23 protein-coding genes are annotated in these 21,958 nt (G+C 41.8%); 22 read left to right on the top strand and 1 reads right to left on the bottom strand.

Annotated elements, in window-relative coordinates; translation table 11 throughout:
- Window positions 1-107 precede the first annotated feature (107 nt).
- Window positions 108-908, bottom strand: coding sequence for an inositol-1-monophosphatase (gene suhB, locus BTO21_RS00990; RefSeq protein WP_045030781.1), 801 nt, complete (start codon window positions 906-908; stop codon window positions 108-110).
- A 245-nt stretch (window positions 909-1,153) separates the two neighbouring features.
- On the opposite strand from suhB, the gene trmJ reads away from it, so the two are divergent.
- From trmJ to BTO21_RS01100, 22 genes are all read left to right on the top strand, one after another.
- A complete protein-coding gene (trmJ, locus tag BTO21_RS00995; RefSeq protein ID WP_045030780.1) occupies window positions 1,154-1,894 on the top strand; it encodes a tRNA (cytosine(32)/uridine(32)-2'-O)-methyltransferase TrmJ in 741 nt (246 codons plus the stop codon).
- Window positions 1,895-2,001: 107 nt separating this feature from the next.
- A complete protein-coding gene (gene iscR / locus BTO21_RS01000; protein ID WP_045030779.1) occupies window positions 2,002-2,517 on the top strand; it encodes a Fe-S cluster assembly transcriptional regulator IscR in 516 nt (171 codons plus the stop codon).
- Between the two features lie 31 nt (window positions 2,518-2,548).
- Window positions 2,549-3,763, top strand: a complete 1,215-nt coding sequence (locus BTO21_RS01005; protein WP_045030778.1) for an IscS subfamily cysteine desulfurase — start codon at window positions 2,549-2,551, stop codon at window positions 3,761-3,763.
- 33 nt (window positions 3,764-3,796) lie between these two features.
- Window positions 3,797-4,183, top strand: coding sequence for a Fe-S cluster assembly scaffold IscU (gene iscU / locus BTO21_RS01010; protein WP_045030777.1), 387 nt, complete (start codon window positions 3,797-3,799; stop codon window positions 4,181-4,183).
- A gap of 16 nt (window positions 4,184-4,199) precedes the next feature.
- Window positions 4,200-4,523, top strand: a complete 324-nt coding sequence (iscA, locus tag BTO21_RS01015) for an iron-sulfur cluster assembly protein IscA (RefSeq protein ID WP_045030776.1) — start codon at window positions 4,200-4,202, stop codon at window positions 4,521-4,523.
- Window positions 4,524-4,610: 87 nt separating this feature from the next.
- Entirely contained in the window at window positions 4,611-5,126 is a 516-nt protein-coding gene (gene hscB, locus BTO21_RS01020) for a co-chaperone HscB (RefSeq protein ID WP_045030808.1), read from the top strand.
- A gap of 33 nt (window positions 5,127-5,159) precedes the next feature.
- Window positions 5,160-7,013, top strand: a complete 1,854-nt coding sequence (gene hscA, locus BTO21_RS01025) for a Fe-S protein assembly chaperone HscA (protein WP_045030774.1) — start codon at window positions 5,160-5,162, stop codon at window positions 7,011-7,013.
- Window positions 7,014-7,015: 2 nt separating this feature from the next.
- Complete coding sequence (gene fdx, locus BTO21_RS01030; RefSeq protein WP_045030772.1) at window positions 7,016-7,354, top strand: ISC system 2Fe-2S type ferredoxin; 339 nt, start codon at window positions 7,016-7,018, stop codon at window positions 7,352-7,354.
- 126 nt (window positions 7,355-7,480) lie between these two features.
- Window positions 7,481-7,678, top strand: a complete 198-nt coding sequence (gene iscX / locus BTO21_RS01035) for a Fe-S cluster assembly protein IscX (protein WP_045030770.1) — start codon at window positions 7,481-7,483, stop codon at window positions 7,676-7,678.
- 146 nt (window positions 7,679-7,824) lie between these two features.
- Window positions 7,825-9,108, top strand: a complete 1,284-nt coding sequence (gene pepB / locus BTO21_RS01040; RefSeq protein WP_045030768.1) for an aminopeptidase PepB — start codon at window positions 7,825-7,827, stop codon at window positions 9,106-9,108.
- Between the two features lie 129 nt (window positions 9,109-9,237).
- Window positions 9,238-10,515: an aminopeptidase PepB gene (gene pepB / locus BTO21_RS01045; RefSeq protein WP_105026658.1), complete on the top strand. Its 1,278-nt coding sequence runs from the start codon at window positions 9,238-9,240 to the stop codon at window positions 10,513-10,515.
- A gap of 67 nt (window positions 10,516-10,582) precedes the next feature.
- Window positions 10,583-11,011, top strand: coding sequence for a nucleoside-diphosphate kinase (ndk, locus tag BTO21_RS01050; protein WP_045030764.1), 429 nt, complete (start codon window positions 10,583-10,585; stop codon window positions 11,009-11,011).
- 248 nt (window positions 11,012-11,259) lie between these two features.
- On the top strand, window positions 11,260-12,381 hold the full coding sequence (rlmN, locus tag BTO21_RS01055) for a dual-specificity RNA methyltransferase RlmN (RefSeq protein ID WP_045030763.1): 1,122 nt from the start codon (window positions 11,260-11,262) through the stop codon (window positions 12,379-12,381).
- 57 nt (window positions 12,382-12,438) lie between these two features.
- Window positions 12,439-13,197, top strand: a complete 759-nt coding sequence (gene pilW, locus BTO21_RS01060; RefSeq protein WP_045030761.1) for a type IV pilus biogenesis/stability protein PilW — start codon at window positions 12,439-12,441, stop codon at window positions 13,195-13,197.
- A complete protein-coding gene (gene rodZ, locus BTO21_RS01065; protein ID WP_045030759.1) occupies window positions 13,187-14,155 on the top strand; it encodes a cytoskeleton protein RodZ in 969 nt (322 codons plus the stop codon). The genes pilW and rodZ overlap by 11 nt, the downstream gene beginning before the upstream one ends.
- 16 nt (window positions 14,156-14,171) lie before the next feature.
- Complete coding sequence (gene ispG / locus BTO21_RS01070; protein WP_045030757.1) at window positions 14,172-15,284, top strand: flavodoxin-dependent (E)-4-hydroxy-3-methylbut-2-enyl-diphosphate synthase; 1,113 nt, start codon at window positions 14,172-14,174, stop codon at window positions 15,282-15,284.
- A 104-nt stretch (window positions 15,285-15,388) separates the two neighbouring features.
- Window positions 15,389-16,657 carry a histidine--tRNA ligase gene (gene hisS / locus BTO21_RS01075; RefSeq protein ID WP_045030756.1) on the top strand — a complete coding sequence of 423 codons (1,269 nt, stop codon included), beginning with the start codon at window positions 15,389-15,391 and terminating at the stop codon, window positions 16,655-16,657.
- A 13-nt stretch (window positions 16,658-16,670) separates the two neighbouring features.
- Window positions 16,671-17,282, top strand: coding sequence for a YfgM family protein (locus BTO21_RS01080; protein ID WP_045030754.1), 612 nt, complete (start codon window positions 16,671-16,673; stop codon window positions 17,280-17,282).
- Between the two features lie 10 nt (window positions 17,283-17,292).
- Window positions 17,293-18,456 carry an outer membrane protein assembly factor BamB gene (gene bamB, locus BTO21_RS01085; RefSeq protein WP_045030751.1) on the top strand — a complete coding sequence of 388 codons (1,164 nt, stop codon included), beginning with the start codon at window positions 17,293-17,295 and terminating at the stop codon, window positions 18,454-18,456.
- A gap of 176 nt (window positions 18,457-18,632) precedes the next feature.
- Window positions 18,633-20,141 (top strand): ribosome biogenesis GTPase Der, encoded by a 1,509-nt coding sequence (gene der, locus BTO21_RS01090; RefSeq protein WP_045030749.1) that lies wholly within the window; start codon window positions 18,633-18,635, stop codon window positions 20,139-20,141.
- Between the two features lie 75 nt (window positions 20,142-20,216).
- Complete coding sequence (locus BTO21_RS01095) at window positions 20,217-21,143, top strand: alanyl-tRNA editing protein (RefSeq protein WP_239998034.1); 927 nt, start codon at window positions 20,217-20,219, stop codon at window positions 21,141-21,143.
- A 516-nt stretch (window positions 21,144-21,659) separates the two neighbouring features.
- Window positions 21,660-21,890, top strand: coding sequence for a zinc ribbon domain-containing protein (locus BTO21_RS01100; protein ID WP_045030747.1), 231 nt, complete (start codon window positions 21,660-21,662; stop codon window positions 21,888-21,890).
- Window positions 21,891-21,958 lie beyond the last annotated feature (68 nt).

Genomic DNA, 21,958 nt, shown 5'->3' on the forward strand with positions numbered 1-21,958 from the left:
TGAATATGAGGAGGGGGATAAATAGGGAGATGTTAACGATAGAAACAAAAACGCCCCACAGATAAATATCCGTGGGGCGTTTTTATTTAACAGGTTGTAATCAAAGATTACTTAGCCAGAGCATCGCTACCGAATTCACGGATTTTAGCTAGCATTGGCTTAACTACGCGTGCGTTACCAGCAACAATGTTGCCAGATACTAGGTAGTTAGTGTTACCCGTAAAGTCAGCACAGATAGCACCAGCTTCACGCGCGATTAATTCACCAGCAGCAAGTTCCCAAGGCTTTTGGCCTAGTTTAAATACGCCATCAACACGGCCAGCAGCTAGGTAACAAAGATCCAATGCAGTAGAACCTGATTGACGCATGTCATCACATTCAACAAATAAAGCATTTTGGATTTTTAGGTAGCTTTCTGCGTGTTGCTTAGCAGCAAAAGGAAGACCTGTAGCTAATACAGTACCCGTTAGATCACGAGGTTGTGATGCACGTAGACGTAGGCTATTAAGTTGCGCGCCTGAACCACGAGTAGCTGTGAATAGTTCGTTACGAGCTGGGTCGTAAACTGCAGCAACTTCTGTACGGCCACGCATACGTAGCGCGATAGAAATTGCATAGTGAGGGTAACCGCGAACAAAGTTCATGGTGCCATCCACTGGGTCAATAATCCACTGACACTCTTTGTCACGTCCTTCTATCGTACCTGACTCAGCTGCAAGAATGCAGTGTTCTGGGTAAGATTTACGGATTGTCTCGATGATGATAGCTTCTGCTTCAAGATCGATATTGGTAACAACATCATTACCTTTATTAGCAACCTCAATAGATTGAGGTTTTTCTAGAGATTTAATGACATGGTCACCAGCCTTTCGCACAGCGCGAATGGCAATATTAAGCATCGGATGCATAGGATTTTCCCAACGGATGTTAAAGAACATAAAAAGCGGCGGCGAGTATAACAGAGCTATAAAAAAAAGGAAGTGGTTATTTTTTCGACGTTAGCTGATGCAGAATAAAATGAAAATGACGCTATTTTATTTATTGATGGCAGTAATAGGTAATAACGATCATCAAATAGACATGTTTTCTTCATTTTTGTGATGGCTGTGCTACTATCTCTGAGCGTTAAATTAGACTGGAATATAGCGACATCATGTTAGATAAAATTCGCGTTGTCCTCATCGGCACGTCACACCCTGGAAATATCGGTTCAGCAGCTCGCGCAATGAAAGTAATGGGGTTAACTAACCTTGTTCTTGTTGATCCTGCGTGCGAAATTGATAGTCATACAATTGCTTTAGCGGCAGGTGCAGCTGATGTGGTTCAGAACGCTAAGATTGTAAAAACATTAGATGAAGCCGTTGCTGATTGCGGTTTAGTTGTTGGTTCAAGTGCACGTTCTCGTACTTTAGAGTGGCCACAATTAGACCCGCGTGAAAATGGCATTAAAGTTATTGCGGAATCAGAGCAGCACCCTGTAGCGATTTTATTTGGTCGTGAGCGTACTGGCCTCACCAATGAAGAATTACAAAAATGTCATTGCCATGTTTATATTCCTGCTAATCCTGAATATAGTTCATTAAACTTAGCGATGGCAGTACAAACAATAACTTATGAAGTTCGTATGGCGTATCTTAATGCGACTAAATATCAATCTTCTCCTGTTGTTGATGAATATCCACGCGCAGATGAACTTGAAATGTTTTACCAACATCTTGAAAAAGTAACCAGTCAAACTCGGTTTATTAATAAAAACCATCCTGGCATGGTAATGGTGAAACTACGTCGTATGTTTACTCGTGCTCGCCCAGAGCAACAAGAATTAAATATTTTACGTGGTATTTTATCGTCAATAGAAAAGACGATTGAAACCTTAGAGAAGAACAATAAGTAATAATGGCGCAACCTGCTAAAGACCAACTGTTTTAGTGGGTTAAATACTTGACCAAATTAGTCAGGTATGAGAGACTGCTGGTATAAATTCAAGTAGGTGGCCATGTTATGAAGTTGACCTCAAAAGGAAGATACGCAGTGACTGCAATGCTAGATGTAGCATTGCATTCGCATAATGGACCAGTACCTTTGGCTGATATTTCAGAACGTCAAGGGATCTCATTGTCCTACCTAGAACAACTCTTTTCGCGTCTTCGCAAAGCGGGTCTGGTAACAAGTGTCCGTGGTCCTGGTGGTGGTTATCGCCTTGGTGAAGATGCCAGCGACATTGCTGTTGGTATGGTTATCGCAGCAGTTGATGAATCAGTTGATGCCACTAAGTGTCAAGGTAAAGGCGGTTGCCAAGGTGGCGTCCGTTGTTTAACTCACACCTTATGGCATGATTTAAGTGATCGTATCAGCGGTTTTTTGAATAACATCACTCTTGGTGAGTTGATGAAGGATAATGATGTACAAACGATTGCTGACCGTCAGGATATAATCCTGCAAAGTAACAATAAAACATCATTTGCAAATAAAAAATCACACGACAGTGCCCCTATCGGTGTCGATGTCCGCTCCTAGAGACCAGACGTTCGTGTTTTCGGAGAAGAAAATGAAACTGCCAATATATTTTGATTACTCTGCAACTTGCCCGGTAGATCCTCGTGTTGCTGAGAAAATGGTTCAGTGTTTAACTATGGATGGTACGTTTGGTAATCCAGCGTCACGTTCACACCGTTATGGCTGGCAAGCGGAAGAAGCCGTTGATGCTGCTCGTGAGTATATTGCTGAGTTAATCAATGCCGATCCCCGTGAAATAGTCTTTACATCAGGTGCTACAGAATCTGATAACCTTGCAATTAAAGGTGCTGCGCATTTCTATAATAAGAAAGGTAAGCACGTTATTACATGTAAAACTGAGCACAAAGCGGTTCTTGACCCATGTCGTCAATTAGAGCGTGAAGGTTATGAGGTAACATACCTTGAGCCTGAATCAAATGGTCTTATTGATTTGGCAAAACTACGCGACGCAATGCGTGAAGATACTGTGCTGGTTTCTATTATGCATGTGAACAACGAAATTGGTGTTGTTCAAGATATTGCAGCGATTGGTGAAATTTGTCGTGAAAATAAGACAATATTCCATGTTGATGCGGCACAATCAGCAGGTAAACTGCCGATTGATATCCAAACAATGAAAGTGGATTTGATCTCATTTTCAGCACATAAGATTTACGGTCCTAAAGGTATTGGTGCACTATATGTGCGTCGTAAACCTCGTATTCGTCTTGAAGCACAAATGCACGGTGGCGGCCATGAACGTGGTTTCCGTTCTGGTACTTTACCGACTCACCAAATTGTGGGTATGGGTGAAGCTTTCCGCATTGCTAAGCTTGAGATGGCACAAGATTACCAACACGCAATTGACATGCGTGAGCGTTTACTTAAAGGCCTTGAGGGCATCGAAGAGATGTCAATCAATGGTGATATAGAACACCGCATTCCCAACAACCTTAATATTAGTTTTGCGTTTGTTGAAGGTGAATCATTGCTGATGGCATTGAAAGATCTTGCGGTATCATCGGGCTCTGCATGTACGTCTGCGAGCTTAGAGCCATCATATGTACTGCGTGCATTAGGCCTAAATGATGAACTTGCACATAGTTCAATCCGTTTCTCTTTTGGTCGTTTTACGACTGCGGAAGAAATTGATTATGCTGTTGTTCAAATTAAACAAGCAGTAGATAAGCTACGTGCAATGTCACCACTTTGGGATATGTTCAAAGAAGGCATTGATTTAAATACAGTTGAGTGGGCACACCACTAATCTGCGGTTAGACATTATTCGAGGGAATTTATCATGGCATATAGTGAAAAAGTCATCGATCATTATGAAAATCCGCGTAACGTGGGTTCATTTGACAACGACGATAAAAGCATTGGTAGCGGTATGGTGGGTGCACCAGCCTGTGGCGATGTAATGAAACTTCAGATCAAAGTAACTGAAGATGGCATCATTGAAGATGCAAAGTTTAAAACCTACGGTTGTGGTTCTGCTATCGCATCAAGTTCACTGATCACCGAATGGGTGAAAGGTAAAACACTAGACGAAGCGGCATCAATCAAAAACTCTGCAATTGCAGAAGAGCTTGAGTTACCGCCAGTTAAGGTTCACTGTTCAATTCTTGCAGAAGATGCAATTAAAGCAGCAGTTAGCGATTATAAAAAGAAACACGAACAAAAATAATTCTGAGGTTTGAAGTATGGCCATTACTATCACTGAAGCGGCAGCAAGTCGCGTATCGAGTTTTTTAGCTAACCGTGGCAAAGGCATCGGTTTGCGCCTCGGAGTGCGCACTTCAGGATGTTCGGGTATGGCGTATATCCTTGAGTTCGTCGATGACCTTGACGAAGGGGACCAAGTCTTTGAAGAGCAAGGTGTAAAAATTATCGTTGATGCAAAAAGCATGGTTTACCTTGATGGTACCGAGCTTGATTTTGCCAAAGAAGGCCTGAATGAAGGTTTTCAATTTAACAACCCTAACGTGTCGAGCGAATGTGGTTGTGGTGAAAGCTTCAACGTATAATTGCTCATAATGTTTGATTAAACCTGGCTGCTGGCCGCCATTATGGCGAGTGAGTGTCAGGTTTATTTTTTATATATGGTTGCGAGTATGAATCATTTCGAATTATTTGGATTGCCGTTTCAATTTGATGTTGACGGTAGTTTACTAGCAACACAATTCCGCGAATTACAACGTCGATTCCATCCAGATAACTTTGCAACAGCATCTGAACGTGATCGATTACTATCGGTACAAAAAGCGGCTCAGATTAACGATGCCTTTCAAACGTTGAAAAATCCTGTCTCCCGTGCTGAATATATGCTTGCTGAACGCGATGAAGATATTCGTGGTGAGCAAAAGACGCTCCAAGATATGGATTTCTTAATGCAGCAAATGGAGCTGCGAGAAGCGTTAGAAGCGATTTCTGAGTGTGTTGATCCTGAATCTGCATTAGCTGACTTTGAACAACAAGCTACAAAAATGTATCAACAACAGTTACATAAACTGGCACAATTGCTTAACCAAGAAAATTGGTTTGAAGCTGCAGATGCAGTACGTAAGTTAAAGTTTATTGTTAAGTTGCGTGATGAAGTCGAACGTCTTGAAGAATCATTATTCGATTAATCAGCCTCTTGCGTTATTTAGACAGGAACGAAAATGGCATTTTTACAGATTTCTGAACCCGGTCAAAGTGCAGCACCGCACCAACAAAAATTAGCGGTTGGCATTGATTTAGGGACGACAAACTCATTAGTTGCAACCGTCCGTAGTGGCGTTGCAGAAACATTAAAAGATGCTGAAGGCCGTTCAATTTTACCCTCAGTTGTTCATTATGCAGAGAAGCATGTATTAACAGGAGATGCTGCACGTGCGTATGCACAGCGTGATCCGGTTAATACTATCTTATCGGTTAAACGCCTAATGGGACGCTCATTGGTTGATATTGAGCAGCGTTATCCGCAATTGCCTTATCAATTTACCGCATCAGCAAATGGCTTACCGCAGCTAGTGACTCGTCAAGGGGCGATGAATCCAGTACAGGTATCGGCTGAAATTTTAAAATCATTAAGTCAGCGTGCAGTAGAAAGTTTAGGTGGCGAGCTTGAAGGGGTAGTGATTACTGTTCCTGCTTATTTTGATGATGCACAACGTGCAGGTACAAAAGATGCAGCTAAGTTAGCGAATTTAAATGTTTTGCGCTTACTTAATGAACCTACAGCAGCAGCGATTGCTTATGGCCTTGATTCAGGCCAAGAAGGTGTTATTGCTGTTTATGATCTTGGTGGTGGTACGTTTGATATTTCGGTTCTACGGTTGTCAAAAGGCGTATTTGAAGTATTAGCCACTGGCGGTGATTCGGCATTAGGCGGTGATGATCTTGATCAGCTGATTGCCGACTGGATTCTCATTCAAGCTCAATTGACCGCGACATTAACGCCACAGCAGCGTCGTGAACTGCAAGACGCAGCTCAGCAGGCGAAAGTCGCGCTGAGTGATGCAGATAGTGTTGAGATTAATGTTCTTGGTTGGCAGGGTGACATTACCCGTGAGCAATTTAATGGTTTAGTTACCCCATTAATTAAGAAAACATTATTTGCTTGTCGTCGCGCACTAAAAGATGCTGATATTACCATTGATGATGTTATTCAAACGGTGATGGTAGGTGGTTCAACTCGCGTACCGTTAGTGCGTGAGTTAGTAGGTACATTTTTTGGTAAGACACCCTTAACCTCAATCGATCCTGATCAAGTGGTTGCGATTGGTGCTGCTATTCAGGCTGATATTCTGGTGGGTAATAAACCCGATGCAGATATGTTGCTGCTTGATGTGATTCCATTGTCATTAGGCATTGAAACCATGGGCGGCATGATTGAGAAAATTATTCCGCGTAACACCACGCTACCTGTTGCTCGCGCCCAAGAATTTACCACCTTTAAAGATGGTCAGACTGCAATGTCAGTTCATATTGTTCAAGGTGAGCGTGAAATGGTGAGCGATTGCCGTTCATTAGCCCGCTTCACTTTACGTGGTATTCCACCAATGGCAGCAGGCGCTGCACACATTCGAGTGACTTACCAAGTTGATGCTGATGGTTTGTTATCGGTAACTGCGATGGAAAAAAGCAGCGGTGTGCAATCATCGATTCAAGTGAAGCCCTCTTATGGTCTTTCTGATGATGAAATTGCGACCATGTTACGTGATTCAATGACATTTGCTCAAGACGATAAAGACGCACGTGCATTAGCGGAACAGCAGGTAGAAGCGGATCGAGTACTTGAAGGGTTAATTGCCGCACTGGCTGCGGATGGTGACACCTTGTTAACGGCTCAAGAACGCGAAGAATTAGAAACTGTAATGATGGAACTGGTTCAATTACGTCAGAGTGGCGACGCTCGTACTATTGAAGCTGGAATTAAGAAAACTGATAAGGCCAGCCAAGAGTTTGCGTCACGTCGAATGGATAAATCTATTCGTCAAGCGTTAGCTGGTCAGTCTATTGATGAGGTTTAGGCATGCCTAAGATTATAATTTTACCCAATGAAGAACATTGCCCTGAAGGCGCAATTTTAGAAGCAAAATCTGGCGAAACTATCCTAGATGTTGCACTGCGTAATGGCATTGAAATTGAGCATGCGTGTGAAAAGTCTTGTGCATGTACCACGTGTCATGTTGTTGTTCGAGAAGGCTTTGACTCTCTAAATGAGAGCGATGAACTTGAAGATGATATGCTCGATAAAGCATGGGGACTTGAGCCAGAATCTCGATTGAGTTGTCAGGCGCGGGTTGCTGATGATGACTTAGTGGTCGATATTCCTCGTTATACAGTGAATCTCGCTTCTGAAGCACATTAATCGAAACAGATAAATAGGTCGCCATTATGGTGGCCTATTTTTTTAGCTATTGATTAGGATTGCGGTTATTTATCAGAGTCATGTTACGTTAATTTGTTATTTTTATTCAAAAAATGAGGATTTATTATGAGTCTACAATGGATTGATTCACGTGATATTGCCATTGAACTGGTTGAGTTATACCCAGAGGTAGATCCGACTCAAGTACGTTTTACTGATCTTCGCGATTGGATCATTGCACTGGATGAATTTGACGATGATATTGATCATTGTAATGAGAAGATTTTAGAAGCGGTACAAATGTGTTGGATTGACGAACAATAATCGGCATAACGAAAAACAGGTTTTATTGTTGCCTCTAAAGGTTGATAAGCATAATCTTATTCGTTACAAAAATAGAATAACAATAACGCAGTAATTGGCATTTTTTAATGGCCTTAGCTGTGTGATATTTATCAAGGAGCTTATCAATGTCTACCATGATGTCAGTCTTTCTTTCTCATCACGTTGCGGAGAGTCACTGGGGTGCAAATGCACTCGTGAGTTTTAATACCGAAGGGACGCTTATCCATGTTACTGCAACAGATTCTTTAGGCAATATTCAACGAGCAGCACGTCGCTTGGATTCGCAGGGAATTAAACAGGTTACACTGATAGGATCAGAATGGAATCAAGAGGCGATTTGGGCGTTCGTACAAGGCTATCGTAATCCAAAAGCGGATAATACGGTGACTTGGGAACCACTAAATGAAACTGATGAAGTAGAACTGCAAGCACGGATTAAAACCACTAATTGGGTGTGCGATATTATCAATCAACCGGCAGATGTGGTTGCCCCTTCACAATTAGCAGCACGTGCTGGTGAGTTTATTAAATCGTTAGCGCCACAACATGTCACCTATAAAATCGTTAAAGGTAACGACTTATTAGATGAAGGCTGGAATGGTATTCATGCAGTAGGTCGTGGTTCTGATCACCGTCCAGCAATGCTACGTTTAGATTACAATCCTACCGGTGATGCTGATGCGCCAGTTTTTGCATGTATCGTTGGTAAAGGTATTACCTTTGATTCTGGCGGTTATAGCATCAAGCCATCAGCAGGTATGGCATCAATGAAAGCAGATATGGGCGGCGCAGCATTAGCGACTGGTGGTTTAGCGTTGGCAATGGCACGTGGGCTTAATAAGCGGATTAAATTAGTACTATGTTGTGCTGAGAATATGATTTCAGGCCGCGCACTAAAATTAGGCGATATCATTAAATATAAAAATGGTAAAACCGTTGAAGTGTTAAATACCGATGCCGAAGGACGATTAGTCTTGGCTGATGGTTTAATGTATGCCAATAGCCAACACCCTGAGTTGATCATTGATTGCGCGACGTTAACAGGCTCTGCCAAAATGGCATTGGGCAATGATTACCACGCGTTATTGAGTTTTGACCAAGACTTATCGCGCCAAGCATTAGCGGCAGCAGCACAAGAAGGTGAAGGTATGTGGCCGCTACCTTTAGCTGAAATCCACCGTAATATGTTGCCATCAAATTTTGCTGATCTTGCCAATATTTCTAACGGTGATTTTATGCCAGGAGCCAGTACAGCGGCGGCATTCTTGTCGTATTTTGTTGATGATTATCAGCAAGGTTGGATGCATATCGATGCCAGCGGTACGTATCGTAAGAGCGGTAATGATCAATGGGCTGCAGGCGCAACAGGTATGGGTGTTAAAACCTTAGCCCGTATTTTAGCGCAATAGTAACCGTTAAAAAATAAAGCCTTCTTAATGATTTTGTTTCTAGTTAAAATCGTTTAAGAGGGCTTTTTTGTATTTAAATTACGCTAAATAAAAAATATAGACTATAAATAAAACAAGAGGTTATCAATAATGTTGACAGTTAATTTATCAAAAGAGCCTGCTCGTGCTCCTTGGGGTATCAATGCATTACTCAGTTACCAAGCTGATAGTGTTACTGTGCATTACGATGCTGCATTTAGTTTACGGCGTATTCAACAGGCGGGTCGACAACTTCAAGCTCAAGCGATTGAAGCGGTCAGTTTACAAGGTGATGGTTGGAACTATGAACGCCAATGGGCATTTTATTGTGGTTTTGCCGCGACGATGCATGCAGTTACTATAAAATGGGCATCGATTGATGAAGATGAACTTGAGCTGTTAAATGCTCGTCGACACAGCCATGATTGGGCACGCCAGATCATCAATGCGGGTCCTGATACAGTATATCCACAAAAATTAGCTCAAGCGGCAGTCGCTTTTTTATCGAATATTGGTGGCGAACATATCCATTCTCAAATGATTGTTGGTGATGAATTGCTCGCTGATGGTTGGGTGGGTATTCACAGCGTTGGCCGTGGCAGCCAACATCCACCGGTATTGCTAGAAGTTGATTATAACCCAACCGCCGATCCTGATGCGCCCGTGAGTGCGTGTTTAGTGGGGAAAGGGATCACCTTTGACTCTGGTGGCTATAGTTTAAAGCCCAGTGCCGGTATGGTCAGCATGAAGTGTGACATGGGGGGCGCTGCGACAGTTACTGCTGCATTAGGGTATGCCATTGCACAAGGGTTAGCTCAACGGGTCAAACTTATTCTTTGTTGTGCTGAAAATATGGTGTCAGGCGATGCTTATAAGCTCGGCGATGTGCTAACGTATAACAATGGGGTATCAGTTGAAATCGTCAATACTGATGCCGAAGGTCGATTAGTATTAGCGGATGGCTTGTTATTGGCCTCTGCCACTAAAGCACCGTTAATTATTGATGCTGCGACGTTAACGGGCGCGGCAATGATGGCGGTGGGTAGCGACTACAACGCTATTTTTGGTTTTGATAAATCATTATTAGCGCGTGCACAACAGTTATCAGAATTGGTTAATGAGCCTGCATGGCCATTACCGCTAGAAAAATGGCATCAAGATTACTGTCCGTCTGCGTTTGCAGATACCGCCAATAGTCGTGTTCAAAAAGGTGGTGGTATGGGCGGCGCATCTAATGCTGCTGGGTTTTTATCGCGCTTTGTCGATACTGATAATAGCCGTTGGATTCATTTCGATCTGGCAGCATGTTATCGTGATAGCGCTGATCCACGTTGGGCAGTCGGTGCGACGGGCTTAGGTATTGCAAATATTGCAGGATTACTATTGTAAGTAATCTTGCTTATCAGTGGCTACTAAGTAAATGGACGGCAACTAGACTCAAAAGGAAACTATAATAATGACAATAGAAAAAACTTTTTCAATCGTAAAGCCGGATGCTGTTAAACGAAATTTAATTGGCGCTATTTATCAACGTTTCGAAAATGCAGGATTAAAAATTGTAGCGGCAAAAATGCTACAACTCACTAAAATTCAAGCGCAAGGTTTTTATGCCGAGCATGAAGGCAAACCTTTTTTTGATGAATTAGTCGATTTTATGATATCAGGACCTGTGATGGTGCAAGTACTTGAAGGAGAGGACGCCATTGTTCGTTATCGAGAACTAATGGGTAAAACTAATCCTCAAGAAGCTGCTTGTGGCACTCTTCGTGCTGATTTTGCGATTAGTTTACGTTATAACTCTGTTCATGGCTCAGACAGCCCTGTATCGGCTGAGCGTGAGATTGGCTACTTTTTTGCCGCTGATGAATTATGTCCTCGCAGTTAATGATTGCGTTGCGGTGAAAAAACAAGCAAAACCAAATACTAAAGGGAGGCTAAGGCTTCCCTTTATTATTTTAAGCGCCAAGATTGTTATAACCACTAAAATAACCATACAGTGAACGGGTGGAAACCCGCGGCTAAAGGCTGTACAATTTCGCGCCTTAAACCCTGATAGCTATGATGAGACTGTCAATTGCAGATCTCCGAGTTATAAAGGCGCAGCAATAGTCATTTTTAGTGAGGCACCAACCGATGACAACTGTCAAAATTAATCTGCTGGATTTCGATCGCAAAGGTCTGCGTAAATACTTTGTCGAAGAGCTAAATGAAAAGCCATTCCGAGCAGATCAGATAATGAAATGGATATATCATTTCGGTTGTGATGACTTTGAGCAAATGAACAACATTAATAAAAAGTTGCGTGAAAAATTACAGCGTGTTGCTGAAATTCGTGCACCTGAAGTTTCTAACGCACAATATTCGACTGACGGCACTATCAAATGGGCAATGCGTGTTGGCGATCAAGATGTAGAAACGGTTTATATTCCTGATGAAGATCGCGCAACCTTATGTGTTTCTTCTCAAGTAGGCTGTGCACTTGAATGTAAGTTCTGTTCAACGGGTCAACAAGGCTTTAACCGTAATCTGCGTGTCTCTGAGATTATTGGTCAGGTGTGGCGTGCAGCGAAAGAGATCGGTCTTCAAAAAGAAACGGGTCGTCGTCCTATTACTAATATCGTAATGATGGGTATGGGTGAGCCGTTACTGAACATGAAAAACTTAATTCCAGCATTAGAAATTATGCTTGATGATTTAGGTTTCGGTTTATCTAAGCGCCGCGTTACCGTATCAACATCGGGTGTGGTATCAGGTTTAGAGCAAATGATCGGTACTATCGACGTTGCGCTGGCTATTTCATTACATGCACCGACAGATGAATTACGTTCGCAAATTATGCCAATCAATGATCGTTGGAATATTGAAACGTTTTTAGATGTTGTTCGCCGTTATGTTGACTCAACTAATGCTAACCGCGGTCGTGTAACGATTGAATATGTGCTACTGGATCATGTTAATGATGATATGGAGCATGCGCGTCAGTTAGGTCGCCTATTAAAAGATACCCCAGCGAAAATTAACTTGATCCCGTTCAATCCATATCCGGGTTCACCGTACAAAAAACCTAGTAATTCACGTATAGATCGCTTTATGAAAACGCTAATGGAGTATGATTACACCGTAACTGTACGTAAAACGCGTGGTGATGATATTGATGCTGCATGTGGTCAGTTAGTCGGTGATGTTATTGACCGCACAAAACGTACCCAAGCTAAATTACCAGTGGGTGAGCCTATTGCTGTTAAAACCCTTTAATTAGATTAGCGATTATAATCTCTTCGCGGTTTAACATGGATGTTAAGGTGAATAAAAATGATACGATGGATGAACTATCCATTATTTTCTTGTTTACTGTTGGCCGGATGTGCCACTGTGACGGTAGAAGATAGCGCTGAACAATTTAATGCCATTGATGCTGCTGAAGCACGAATGACATTAGGGTTAAATTATTTAAAAGTAGGCCAATGGCAACGTGCAAGTGAAAATTTGGAGCAAGCATTAGCTTATGCTCCTGATTACTATCGTGTACAAAATGCGATGGCCTATTATTATCAAAAGGTTGGAGAAATAGACGCCGCTGAAAAAATGTATAAAAAAGCCTTAAAGGACGCACCTAAAAATGGTGATGTACTTAATAATTATGGGGCATTTTTATGTAGTGAAGGGCGTTATGACGAAGCCATCAGTGCTTTTGTTAAAGCCATCAACCAACCTTACTATTATCTTATTTCGGCAAGTTATGAAAACGCAGGTTTATGTAGTAGTAAACAAGGCAATGACGTACAAGCGATAGATTATTTTGAAAAAGCACTTTCTCATGATCCATATCGTCCGAAATCAATGTTACAACTGGCACGACTAGAATTAGACGCTAATAATTATAAAGACGCTCGTGTACTGTTGTTTAAATTTAATAAGCGATATGGGCATACAGCAAATAGTTTGTTGTTGCTTATTCAGTTAGAAAACCAAACTGGACGGTTAACTTTGGTCACTAAATACGCTAACTTATTAAAAGAACAATTTCCTGATTCTCAGCAATATCAGAATTATCTAGCCAATGAATACTGAACATAACGATTCACCACAACCAGATAATGTTGCACGACCAGGCGATATGCTTCGTCAGGCGCGAGAGCAACTTGGATACTCGCAAATAGATATCGCGAATCGATTACGATTACGCTTATCTGTTATTAATGATATCGAAAATAACTGTTTTGATAGTGCTACGATATCTACATTTACCAGAGGGTATGTGCGTTCGTATGCAAAATATGTTGGGTTAGATGATGTTGCTGTAGTTGCCTTGTTAGATGATTACGGCCACTCAAAACCTAAAGCACAAGAAATGCAAAGTTTCTCACGTCGCACTAACCGTGAGGCGCATGATAGCCGTATAATGGGGTTAACATGGATTTTAGCCGTGATCTTTGTTGGTGTTACTGCTGTATGGTGGTGGCAAAACAGTCATTTAGATCGCGACCTAACGCCAGCGGTTGATGTTGCTAATGTTGAAGCGCCAACGGTTACTACTCCTGTTGTAGAACCATCAGCAGTGGTCACTACTACCTCAAATAATGTCGCTGTCACTGACGGAACAACAACGAATGTTCCAGCAACAACAGTGGTAACAACGGTAGCTACTGATGCCGATGCAACTCAAACACCGGCGGTGAATACTGAAGCCGTAACGCCTGCTGTTGAACCTGTAGTAGCAACGACAGCAGAGACTGAGATAAAAGATCCAGCGACAGTGACACCTGTTGCGGCCCCTGAGGTTGAAGCGGCACCAACATTACAATTAACGTTTGCTGCCGATTGTTGGGTTGATATTCGTGACGCGAATGGTAAACGTCTCGAAAGTGGTATTAAGACAGCAGGTCAAACACTTGATATTAATGGCAAGGCACCATTCCGAGTTCGACTTGGTGCACCGAGTGCCGTTAAAATAGAAATTAAAGGGCAACCTTTCGATCTTAGCCGTTATCCGGCAGGTCGACCTGTAACGCTAACGTTGCCGCAGTAATAGAGAATGATAAAACATGCATAACGAATCACCCATTATACGTCGTCAATCAAGCCGAATTTATGTCGGTAATGTTCCTATCGGCGATGGCGCTCCGATTGCCGTTCAGTCAATGACCAACACCCGAACGACGGATGTTGAGGCAACGGTTGCGCAAATTCGCGCGTTGGAAAAAGTAGGGGCAGATATTGTTCGTGTTTCAGTGCCGACAATGGATGCCGCCGAAGCGTTTAAATTAATTAAACAACAAGTCAATGTTCCTTTAGTTGCTGATATCCATTTTGATTATCGTATCGCATTAAAAGTGGCTGAATACGGCGTTGATTGTTTGCGTATTAATCCGGGGAATATTGGTCGTGAAGATCGTATTCGCTCTGTGGTTGAATGTGCGCGTGATAACAATATTCCAATTCGTATTGGCGTTAATGGCGGTTCGTTAGAAAAAGAAATTCAACAAAAATATGGAGAGCCAACGCCTGCTGCTTTAGTTGAATCAGCTTTGCGTCATGTTGAGATTTTAGATCGCCTTAACTTTGATCAATTTAAAGTCAGTGTTAAAGCCTCTGATGTGTTTTTAGCGGTTGAGTCTTACCGTCAGTTAGCGAAGCAAATTATACAGCCATTGCATTTAGGTATTACTGAAGCGGGCGGCGCGCGTGCAGGTTCAGTGAAATCTGCTGTGGGCTTAGGAATGTTATTAGCGGAAGGTATTGGTGATACTTTACGTATTTCATTAGCCGCCGATCCTATTGAAGAGATCAAAGTTGGTTTTGATATTTTAAAATCACTGCGTATTCGTTCGCGTGGAATTAACTTTATTGCTTGTCCAACCTGTTCTCGTCAAGAGTTCGATGTTATCGCAACGGTTAATGAATTAGAGCAACGTTTAGAAGATATCGTGATTCCAATGGATGTTTCTATTATTGGTTGTGTGGTTAATGGCCCCGGTGAAGCAGAAGCATCACATTTAGGCATTGCTGGTGGTAGTCGTAAGAGTGCGTTCTATGAAGATGGTATTCGTCAAAAAGAGCGCTTTGATAACGACAATGTGATTGATCAACTTGAGGCGAAAATCCGCGCAAAAGCCTCAATGTTAGACCTAAACAATCGCATTGATATTACGCAATAAGATAAAATAGCAAAAACCATGCTGTTATTGTGGCAGTATGGTTCACTATTTCTGCAATAAATTATATATTCGATTTAAATCCCCATCGAAAACTGAGAATAATCGTGGCGAAACAAATTCAAGCAATTCGAGGCATGAACGATTGCCTTCCAACACAAACTCCACTTTGGCAAAAAGTCGAAGGTACTGTTAAACAAGTGATCAGTGCATATGGTTACAATGAAATCCGTATGCCAATTGTTGAGTCGACACATTTGTTTAAACGTGCGATCGGTGAAGTTACGGATGTTGTTGAAAAAGAAATGTACACCTTTGATGATCGTAATGGTGATAGTTTAACATTACGTCCAGAAGGTACAGCAAGCTGCGTGCGTGCTGGGATCGAAAACGGTCTGCTTTACAATCAAGAACAGCGCCTATGGTACATGGGTCCAATGTTCCGTCATGAGCGTCCACAAAAAGGCCGTTACCGTCAATTCCACCAAGTTGGCGTGGAAGTGTTCGGTATTGATGGTCCTGATGTTGATGCTGAACTTATCATGATGACGGCGCGTTTATGGCGTGAACTTGGTATTAATGACCATGTTCGTCTAGAGTTAAATTCTATTGGTTCACTGCAAGCACGTGCAGAGTACCGTATCGCTCTAATTGCATTCCTTGAGCAACATATGGATGTATTAGATGAAGATGCTAAGCGTCGTATGTACACCAATCCATTGCGTGTTTTAGATACTAAAAATCCTGCGATTCAAGAAGTTCTTGTTGATGCACCAATGCTTTCTGCGTACCTCGATCCAGAATCAAAGCAACATTTTACTGGATTATGTGAACTATTAGACGCTGCTGGCATCAAATATCAAGTAAATGAACGCCTTGTACGTGGTTTAGATTATTATAACCGTACTGTATTTGAGTGGATCACTGATAGCTTAGGTGCACAAGGTACAGTATGTGGTGGTGGTCGTTATGACGGCCTAGTTGAACAACTAGGTGGTAAAGCAACCTCATCAGTTGGTTTTGCTATGGGACTTGAACGCCTAGTATTACTGATGGAAGCATTAGAGCAAGACGATGTTCGTCGTTCGGTTGATGTTTACATGGTAACCGCTGGAGAAGGTACTTTAGCAGCAGGTATGATGCTTGCAGAAAAATTACGTGATCAATTACCTCAGTTACGCATTATGTCTAACTTTGGTGGCGGTAATTTTAAAAAGCAATTTAAACGCGCTGATAACGTAGGTGCAGCAATTGCATTGGTTCTTGGTGAAAATGAAATTGCACAAAACACCGTAGTGGTTAAAGATTTACATGGTGGTGAACAAACAACCATAGCACAGGACGAGGTTGCCGCGAAGCTGGCAGCATTGATTTAAGAGAGGACAGGAAGTGAACGAGTACGCCACAGAAGAACAACAGGTTGAAGCGATAAAATCGTGGTGGCAAGATAACGGCAAAGCCGTTGTTCTAGGCGCCGTGATTGGTTTAGGCGGTCTATTAGGTTGGCGTTACTACCAGTCTGAAGTCCATATTGCTAAGCATTTAGCATCTGACTCCTATACTCAAGTAGTTACAGCTCTCGACAATAATAGTAAAACTGCTGTCACTGAAGCGCAAACGTTCATTGAAGCTAACAAAGACAGTCAATATGCTGTTTTGGCAGCGTTACAATTAGCGAAAGTTCAAGTTGAGAATAACGACCTTGATGGTGCGGTTAAGCAACTTAATTGGGTAATCAGTAACACTAAAGATAACGCAATTTTACCGTTAGCAGTAACGCGTTTAGCACGTATTTATGCCGAACAACAAAAATTTGATCAAGCTTTAGCGGAACTTAAAAAAGTTACAATCCCAAGTTGGAATGAAAATATTGCTGAATTACGCGGTGATATCTTATTGCAAAAAGGCGATATTCCTGCGGCACGTGAAGCATATATAGAAGCTCAGCAAGATGGTTCATCACCAGCATTGCAAATGAAGCTTAATGACTTAGCTCAATAAGGCGGACATGATGCATAAGGTGTTAAAACGAGCTTTAGCAGTCGCAATTGCTGTGAGTGTATTATCGGGTTGTGCGAGTGAAGTTGATTCAATTCATATGGCACCATTGCCAAAAGTTGATAATACCTTCACACCGAAAACAGATTGGAGTCGTAGCGTTGGTGACGGCGTTTCGGGGTATTATTCAAAACTGACCCCTGTGGTTGGTCAAGGCAAGATCTTTGTTGCTGATCGTAATGGTTTGGTTGAAGCTCTAGATCCCAATAACGGTAAAGTGTTATGGAAAAACGATCTAGAAAAAGACACGCGCGTTAAAATTTCTGGAGGCTTAGTATTAGCCGAAGGCAAAATCTTTATGGGCACTGAAAATGCGGATGTTATCGTATTAGATGCCGAAACAGGTAAAGAAGTTTGGCGTGCTAAAGTCGCTGGTGAAGTGTTATCAAAACCTTTAGTCGATAATGGAATTGTGGTTGTTAATACCAGTAGTGGTGTGCTAGAAGCACTTAACGCTGATACAGGTAAGAGCAAATGGCAAATCAGCAATGAGATACCAACGCTAACATTACGTGGCACCAGTTCACCGGTTGCTATTTCTGGTGGTGTTTTCTGGGGGCTATCAAATGGCCGTTTAGAAGGCGCAATCTTAAATGATGGTCGTGTGTTATGGCAGCAATCAATCTCAACCCCGAAAGGTTCAACTGAAATTGATCGTTTAGTAGATGTAGATGCTGCGCCAGTGATTTCTGGCGATCGTTTATATGCTATTGGCTATAATGGTTCACTAGTATCAATTGATCTTCGTAGTGGTCAAATTGCGTGGAAGCGTAATTACTCATCAGCAACAAACTTTGTTGTTGACGGTAATGAGTTGTTCTTAGTGACCGCCAAAGATCATATCGTTGCCGTTGATGCGCGTAGTGGTACTGAACTGTGGCAAAACAAAGATCTTCAATATCGTCAACTGAGTGCGCCTGCTGTTATTGATGGCTATTTAGTAATGGGCGATGCTGAAGGTTACCTGCATTGGTTAGATACTCAATCAGGTGAATTTGTTTCACAAGAATCAATTGATGGTAGCGGTATTGCGGTACCGCCCGTTGCGCTAGACGATAATGGCTTTATAGTTGTGACCCGTGATGGTGAAATCAACAAAATGCAAATATCGAAATAAGTCGGTATACTGTCGCTAGATTAATTTGTCGGCTCCAGCTGTCTTATGCAGTTGGAGCCGTTGTTGTTATATCCGTTGTGTATATTATTGTCGGATGAAGATAAGTAAATATGCTTATTTGAGGCAAGAATGGACGGATTTATGTCAATTAAGACTATGAAAAATAAGAGGTAGTTATGATTCCTGTTGTTGCCCTTGTCGGGCGCCCAAACGTGGGTAAATCGACGTTGTTCAATCGTCTTACCCGCACGAGGGATGCACTAGTTGCAGACTTTCCTGGTTTAACTAGGGATCGTAAATACGGTAGAGCTGAGCTAGAAGAGCACGAATTTATTGTTATTGATACCGGTGGTATTGATGGCACTGAGGAAGGTGTTGAAACTAAAATGGCTGAACAGTCATTAGCGGCAATCGAAGAAGCAGACGTTGTACTGTTTTTAGTTGATGGTCGTGCAGGATTAACATCTGCTGATGAAGCAATTGCAAAACACCTTCGCAGCCGTGAAAAGCCAACATTTTTAGTGGTTAACAAAGTTGATGGTATTGACCCTGATACAGCGTGTGCTGAATTTTGGCGCTTAGGCGTTGATGCGATGTTCCAAATTGCAGCAACCCAAAACCGTGGCGTAACAGCGCTAATGGAACGTGCGTTAGCACCATTCTCTGACAAGTTAAATGCAGAGTTAGCGGCTGAAAATGGCGAAGAAGGTGGTGAGTTGACTCTTGAAGACTTAACCTCAGTTGCAGACATCGAGAAAGCAAACCTTTCTGAAGAAGATGCTGAAGCTGCGTATAAACGTCTCCAAGAACAACCAATTAAGATGGCTATCATTGGTCGTCCTAATGTGGGTAAATCAACGTTAACTAACCGTATTCTTGGTGAAGAACGTGTTGTTGTTTACGACATGCCGGGAACAACTCGCGACTCTATTTACATTCCAATGGAACGTGATGGTCAAGAGTACGTATTGATTGATACCGCAGGTGTTCGTCGCCGTAAGAATATGAGCATGGCGGTTGAGAAGTTTTCTGTTATTCAAACATTGAAAGCTATCGAAGATGCTAACGTCGTATTGTTAGTTATTGATGCGCGCGAGAATATTTCAGATCAAGACTTAAGTTTACTTGGTTTTGTACTGAACTCTGGTCGCTCATTAGTGATTGCTGTTAATAAGTGGGATGGTTTAGATAACGACGTTAAAGAGCGTGTTAAGTCTGAACTTGATCGTCGTCTTGGTTTTGTTGACTTTGCGCGTATTCACTTTATTTCTGCATTACACGGTACTGGTGTTGGTCACTTATATGAATCAGTTATTGAAGCATACAAGTCAGCAACTAAGCGTATCAGCACATCATTGCTAACCCGTATTATGCAAATGGCACAAGATGATCACCAGCCACCAATGATCCGTGGCCGTCGTGTGAAACTAAAATATGCCCATGCTGGTGGTTATAACCCACCAATTATTGTTATTCACGGTAACCAAGTAAATGACCTTCCTGGTTCTTACAAACGTTACCTGATGAACTACTACCGTAAGTCATTAGAAATGATGGGTACACCTATTCGAATTCAATTCCAGAATAGCGAGAACCCATTTGAAACGACAAAGCAAAAGTTGACTGTTTCTCAGGAACGTCAACGTAAGCGCTTAACCAGTGCTTTACACGATCGCAGAAAGTAATTTAGCGATATAGTGCGTTGTCTCTAAATGTAAAAACCCAGCCTTCGTGTTGGGTTTTTTTATAAGGAAAATATCATGGCTGCTGTTACGCCAACGAGTGTTACGCCAACTATTGTTACGTCAATCAGTGTTATGCCGACGAATGTATTGTTCACTCAAAATCAGTGGCAAATAAACACGACTGTCGTTTGTGTCGCTGCTACTGATAAAAACACTGGCATTTGGATTGTTACTGCACAAACACCTTTTCATCCTGTCAGTCATATTTGGCCTGATCATCCTGCTGATCGCGGTGATTTGATCTATCAAACTAAGCATTACTCGGTTACAGACTGTGTTGTTGGTGCAATAGAAATAGCGACTCAGCAATTGTATATCGCGAGTGACATTCCCGTTAAACGTGATACTGAGGGATGGGTGTTTGTGGTGGCTCACTATATAGCATTGCCATTGGTTATTGCCGTAGGAGCAGAGGTAACACTGGTGGTTGATAAGGGCTACCAGCAAGGTTTAAGTCGAGGTCATAGCGGCGGTCATTTATCATCATTGGCATTGAATAAAGTGCTGCATAGTGATTTTTGGCGTAAAGATCCAACTCGACGTGATGAATTAGGTAATTACGATTTTCATAGTTATGCGCAAGAAAAGAGTCTTGTCAGTGAAAATTGCAGTACCGATCATTATCGATTGGGTAAAACATTACGTAAACGTGGGCTTAATAGTGCAGAAATGATAGCGGATATTGACCAAATAACCGTTAAAATTAACCAACAATTAGCGCTATGGATAGCATTAGCGACGCCAATTGTGATGCGTCGTGAAGGCGATGCATTAACCGATTGTCGTTATTGGCAATGTGATCTAGGCCTTGAAGGGGTAATTGAAATACCCTGTGGTGGAACGCATGCGACCTCATTAGCTGAATATCAGGCGTTAGCTGTAAAGTTTGAAATTATCTCGGATCAAGAATTAGTCATGATAACGACGGCGATCGTCGCATAAATAATGACTTTTTTATTCTCTATAAATCGTCTTCGGACGATTTTTTTATCGCTGTTATCACTGATCTTTTCTTTTGTTCTCTAGCGTGGCAGTCCTTTCTCAGTAGTATTATATTGACTGGTAACGATCATGTTTGGTGGTGTTATCAGTAGTTATTTAAGCTTATATTTAGTTTTTTTTTGGCATTAACCTATTTTATTAAATATTGTTATATACGGATTGATCTCGAGTTTACTAGAGGTTTATGCTGTTTAAAATCCATATGCAGGATATGTAACTTATGCTTTCGGGATGTGTATTGATAAATGTTCTTTTACTAGCTGATCGCTGATCATGGTTAATTAACACGATGATCACCCATAAGGGTAATGATCATCTTAGGGATCATGTATTCAGGATGAGATGTGGTCGGTGAGGATTTATTGCGTCAAATATTCATTGAAAGGCTTTAATTTTAGTAGCGTCTAACCGGATAATTTTGCATGCTAGAGGAAATTTATTTAGGAGTTACATCGAGTGAGTGAAAATATTTGTCCACAATGTGAAAGTGAATTGAGTTGGAAAGATCAGGGATATTTTTGTGATTATTGCCAACAAAAAGTGTCTAAAACGGCATTTTGTCCTGACTGTTCAGAGCAGCTAGAGAAGTTACAAGCGTGTGGTTCTGCAAGTTATTTTTGTAACCATTGCAATGAGTTAAAATCAAAGTCACGAGTTAAAAGTGTATTTAATATCGTTACAGATTAGCATTGTAGTGAAGATATATGCCGCAATAATGATCACTATTGCGGCATAAAAGATGAGCCGTTATTGTG

It is taken from the genome of Photobacterium phosphoreum (genome assembly GCF_002954725.1).
Classification (GTDB): Bacteria; Pseudomonadota; Gammaproteobacteria; order Enterobacterales; family Vibrionaceae; genus Photobacterium; species Photobacterium phosphoreum.

What these genes read in the sequence shown, in the direction of transcription:
- suhB (WP_045030781.1), bottom strand. Translation starts at nt 908, where the DNA reads ATGCATCCGATGCTTAATATTGCCATTCGCGCTGTGCGAAAGGCTGGT.
- trmJ (WP_045030780.1), top strand. Translation starts at nt 1,154, where the DNA reads ATGTTAGATAAAATTCGCGTTGTCCTCATCGGCACGTCACACCCTGGA.
- rodZ (WP_045030759.1), top strand. Translation starts at nt 13,187, where the DNA reads ATGAATACTGAACATAACGATTCACCACAACCAGATAATGTTGCACGA.
- ndk (WP_045030764.1), top strand. Translation starts at nt 10,583, where the DNA reads ATGACAATAGAAAAAACTTTTTCAATCGTAAAGCCGGATGCTGTTAAA.
- iscX (WP_045030770.1), top strand. Translation starts at nt 7,481, where the DNA reads ATGAGTCTACAATGGATTGATTCACGTGATATTGCCATTGAACTGGTT.
- pilW (WP_045030761.1), top strand. Translation starts at nt 12,439, where the DNA reads ATGATACGATGGATGAACTATCCATTATTTTCTTGTTTACTGTTGGCC.
- pepB (WP_045030768.1), top strand. Translation starts at nt 7,825, where the DNA reads ATGTCTACCATGATGTCAGTCTTTCTTTCTCATCACGTTGCGGAGAGT.
- ispG (WP_045030757.1), top strand. Translation starts at nt 14,172, where the DNA reads ATGCATAACGAATCACCCATTATACGTCGTCAATCAAGCCGAATTTAT.
- iscU (WP_045030777.1), top strand. Translation starts at nt 3,797, where the DNA reads ATGGCATATAGTGAAAAAGTCATCGATCATTATGAAAATCCGCGTAAC.
- BTO21_RS01005 (WP_045030778.1), top strand. Translation starts at nt 2,549, where the DNA reads ATGAAACTGCCAATATATTTTGATTACTCTGCAACTTGCCCGGTAGAT.
- rlmN (WP_045030763.1), top strand. Translation starts at nt 11,260, where the DNA reads ATGACAACTGTCAAAATTAATCTGCTGGATTTCGATCGCAAAGGTCTG.
- hscA (WP_045030774.1), top strand. Translation starts at nt 5,160, where the DNA reads ATGGCATTTTTACAGATTTCTGAACCCGGTCAAAGTGCAGCACCGCAC.
- bamB (WP_045030751.1), top strand. Translation starts at nt 17,293, where the DNA reads ATGCATAAGGTGTTAAAACGAGCTTTAGCAGTCGCAATTGCTGTGAGT.
- hscB (WP_045030808.1), top strand. Translation starts at nt 4,611, where the DNA reads ATGAATCATTTCGAATTATTTGGATTGCCGTTTCAATTTGATGTTGAC.
- fdx (WP_045030772.1), top strand. Translation starts at nt 7,016, where the DNA reads ATGCCTAAGATTATAATTTTACCCAATGAAGAACATTGCCCTGAAGGC.
- iscR (WP_045030779.1), top strand. Translation starts at nt 2,002, where the DNA reads ATGAAGTTGACCTCAAAAGGAAGATACGCAGTGACTGCAATGCTAGAT.
- pepB (WP_105026658.1), top strand. Translation starts at nt 9,238, where the DNA reads ATGTTGACAGTTAATTTATCAAAAGAGCCTGCTCGTGCTCCTTGGGGT.
- BTO21_RS01095 (WP_239998034.1), top strand. Translation starts at nt 20,217, where the DNA reads ATGGCTGCTGTTACGCCAACGAGTGTTACGCCAACTATTGTTACGTCA.
- iscA (WP_045030776.1), top strand. Translation starts at nt 4,200, where the DNA reads ATGGCCATTACTATCACTGAAGCGGCAGCAAGTCGCGTATCGAGTTTT.
- der (WP_045030749.1), top strand. Translation starts at nt 18,633, where the DNA reads ATGATTCCTGTTGTTGCCCTTGTCGGGCGCCCAAACGTGGGTAAATCG.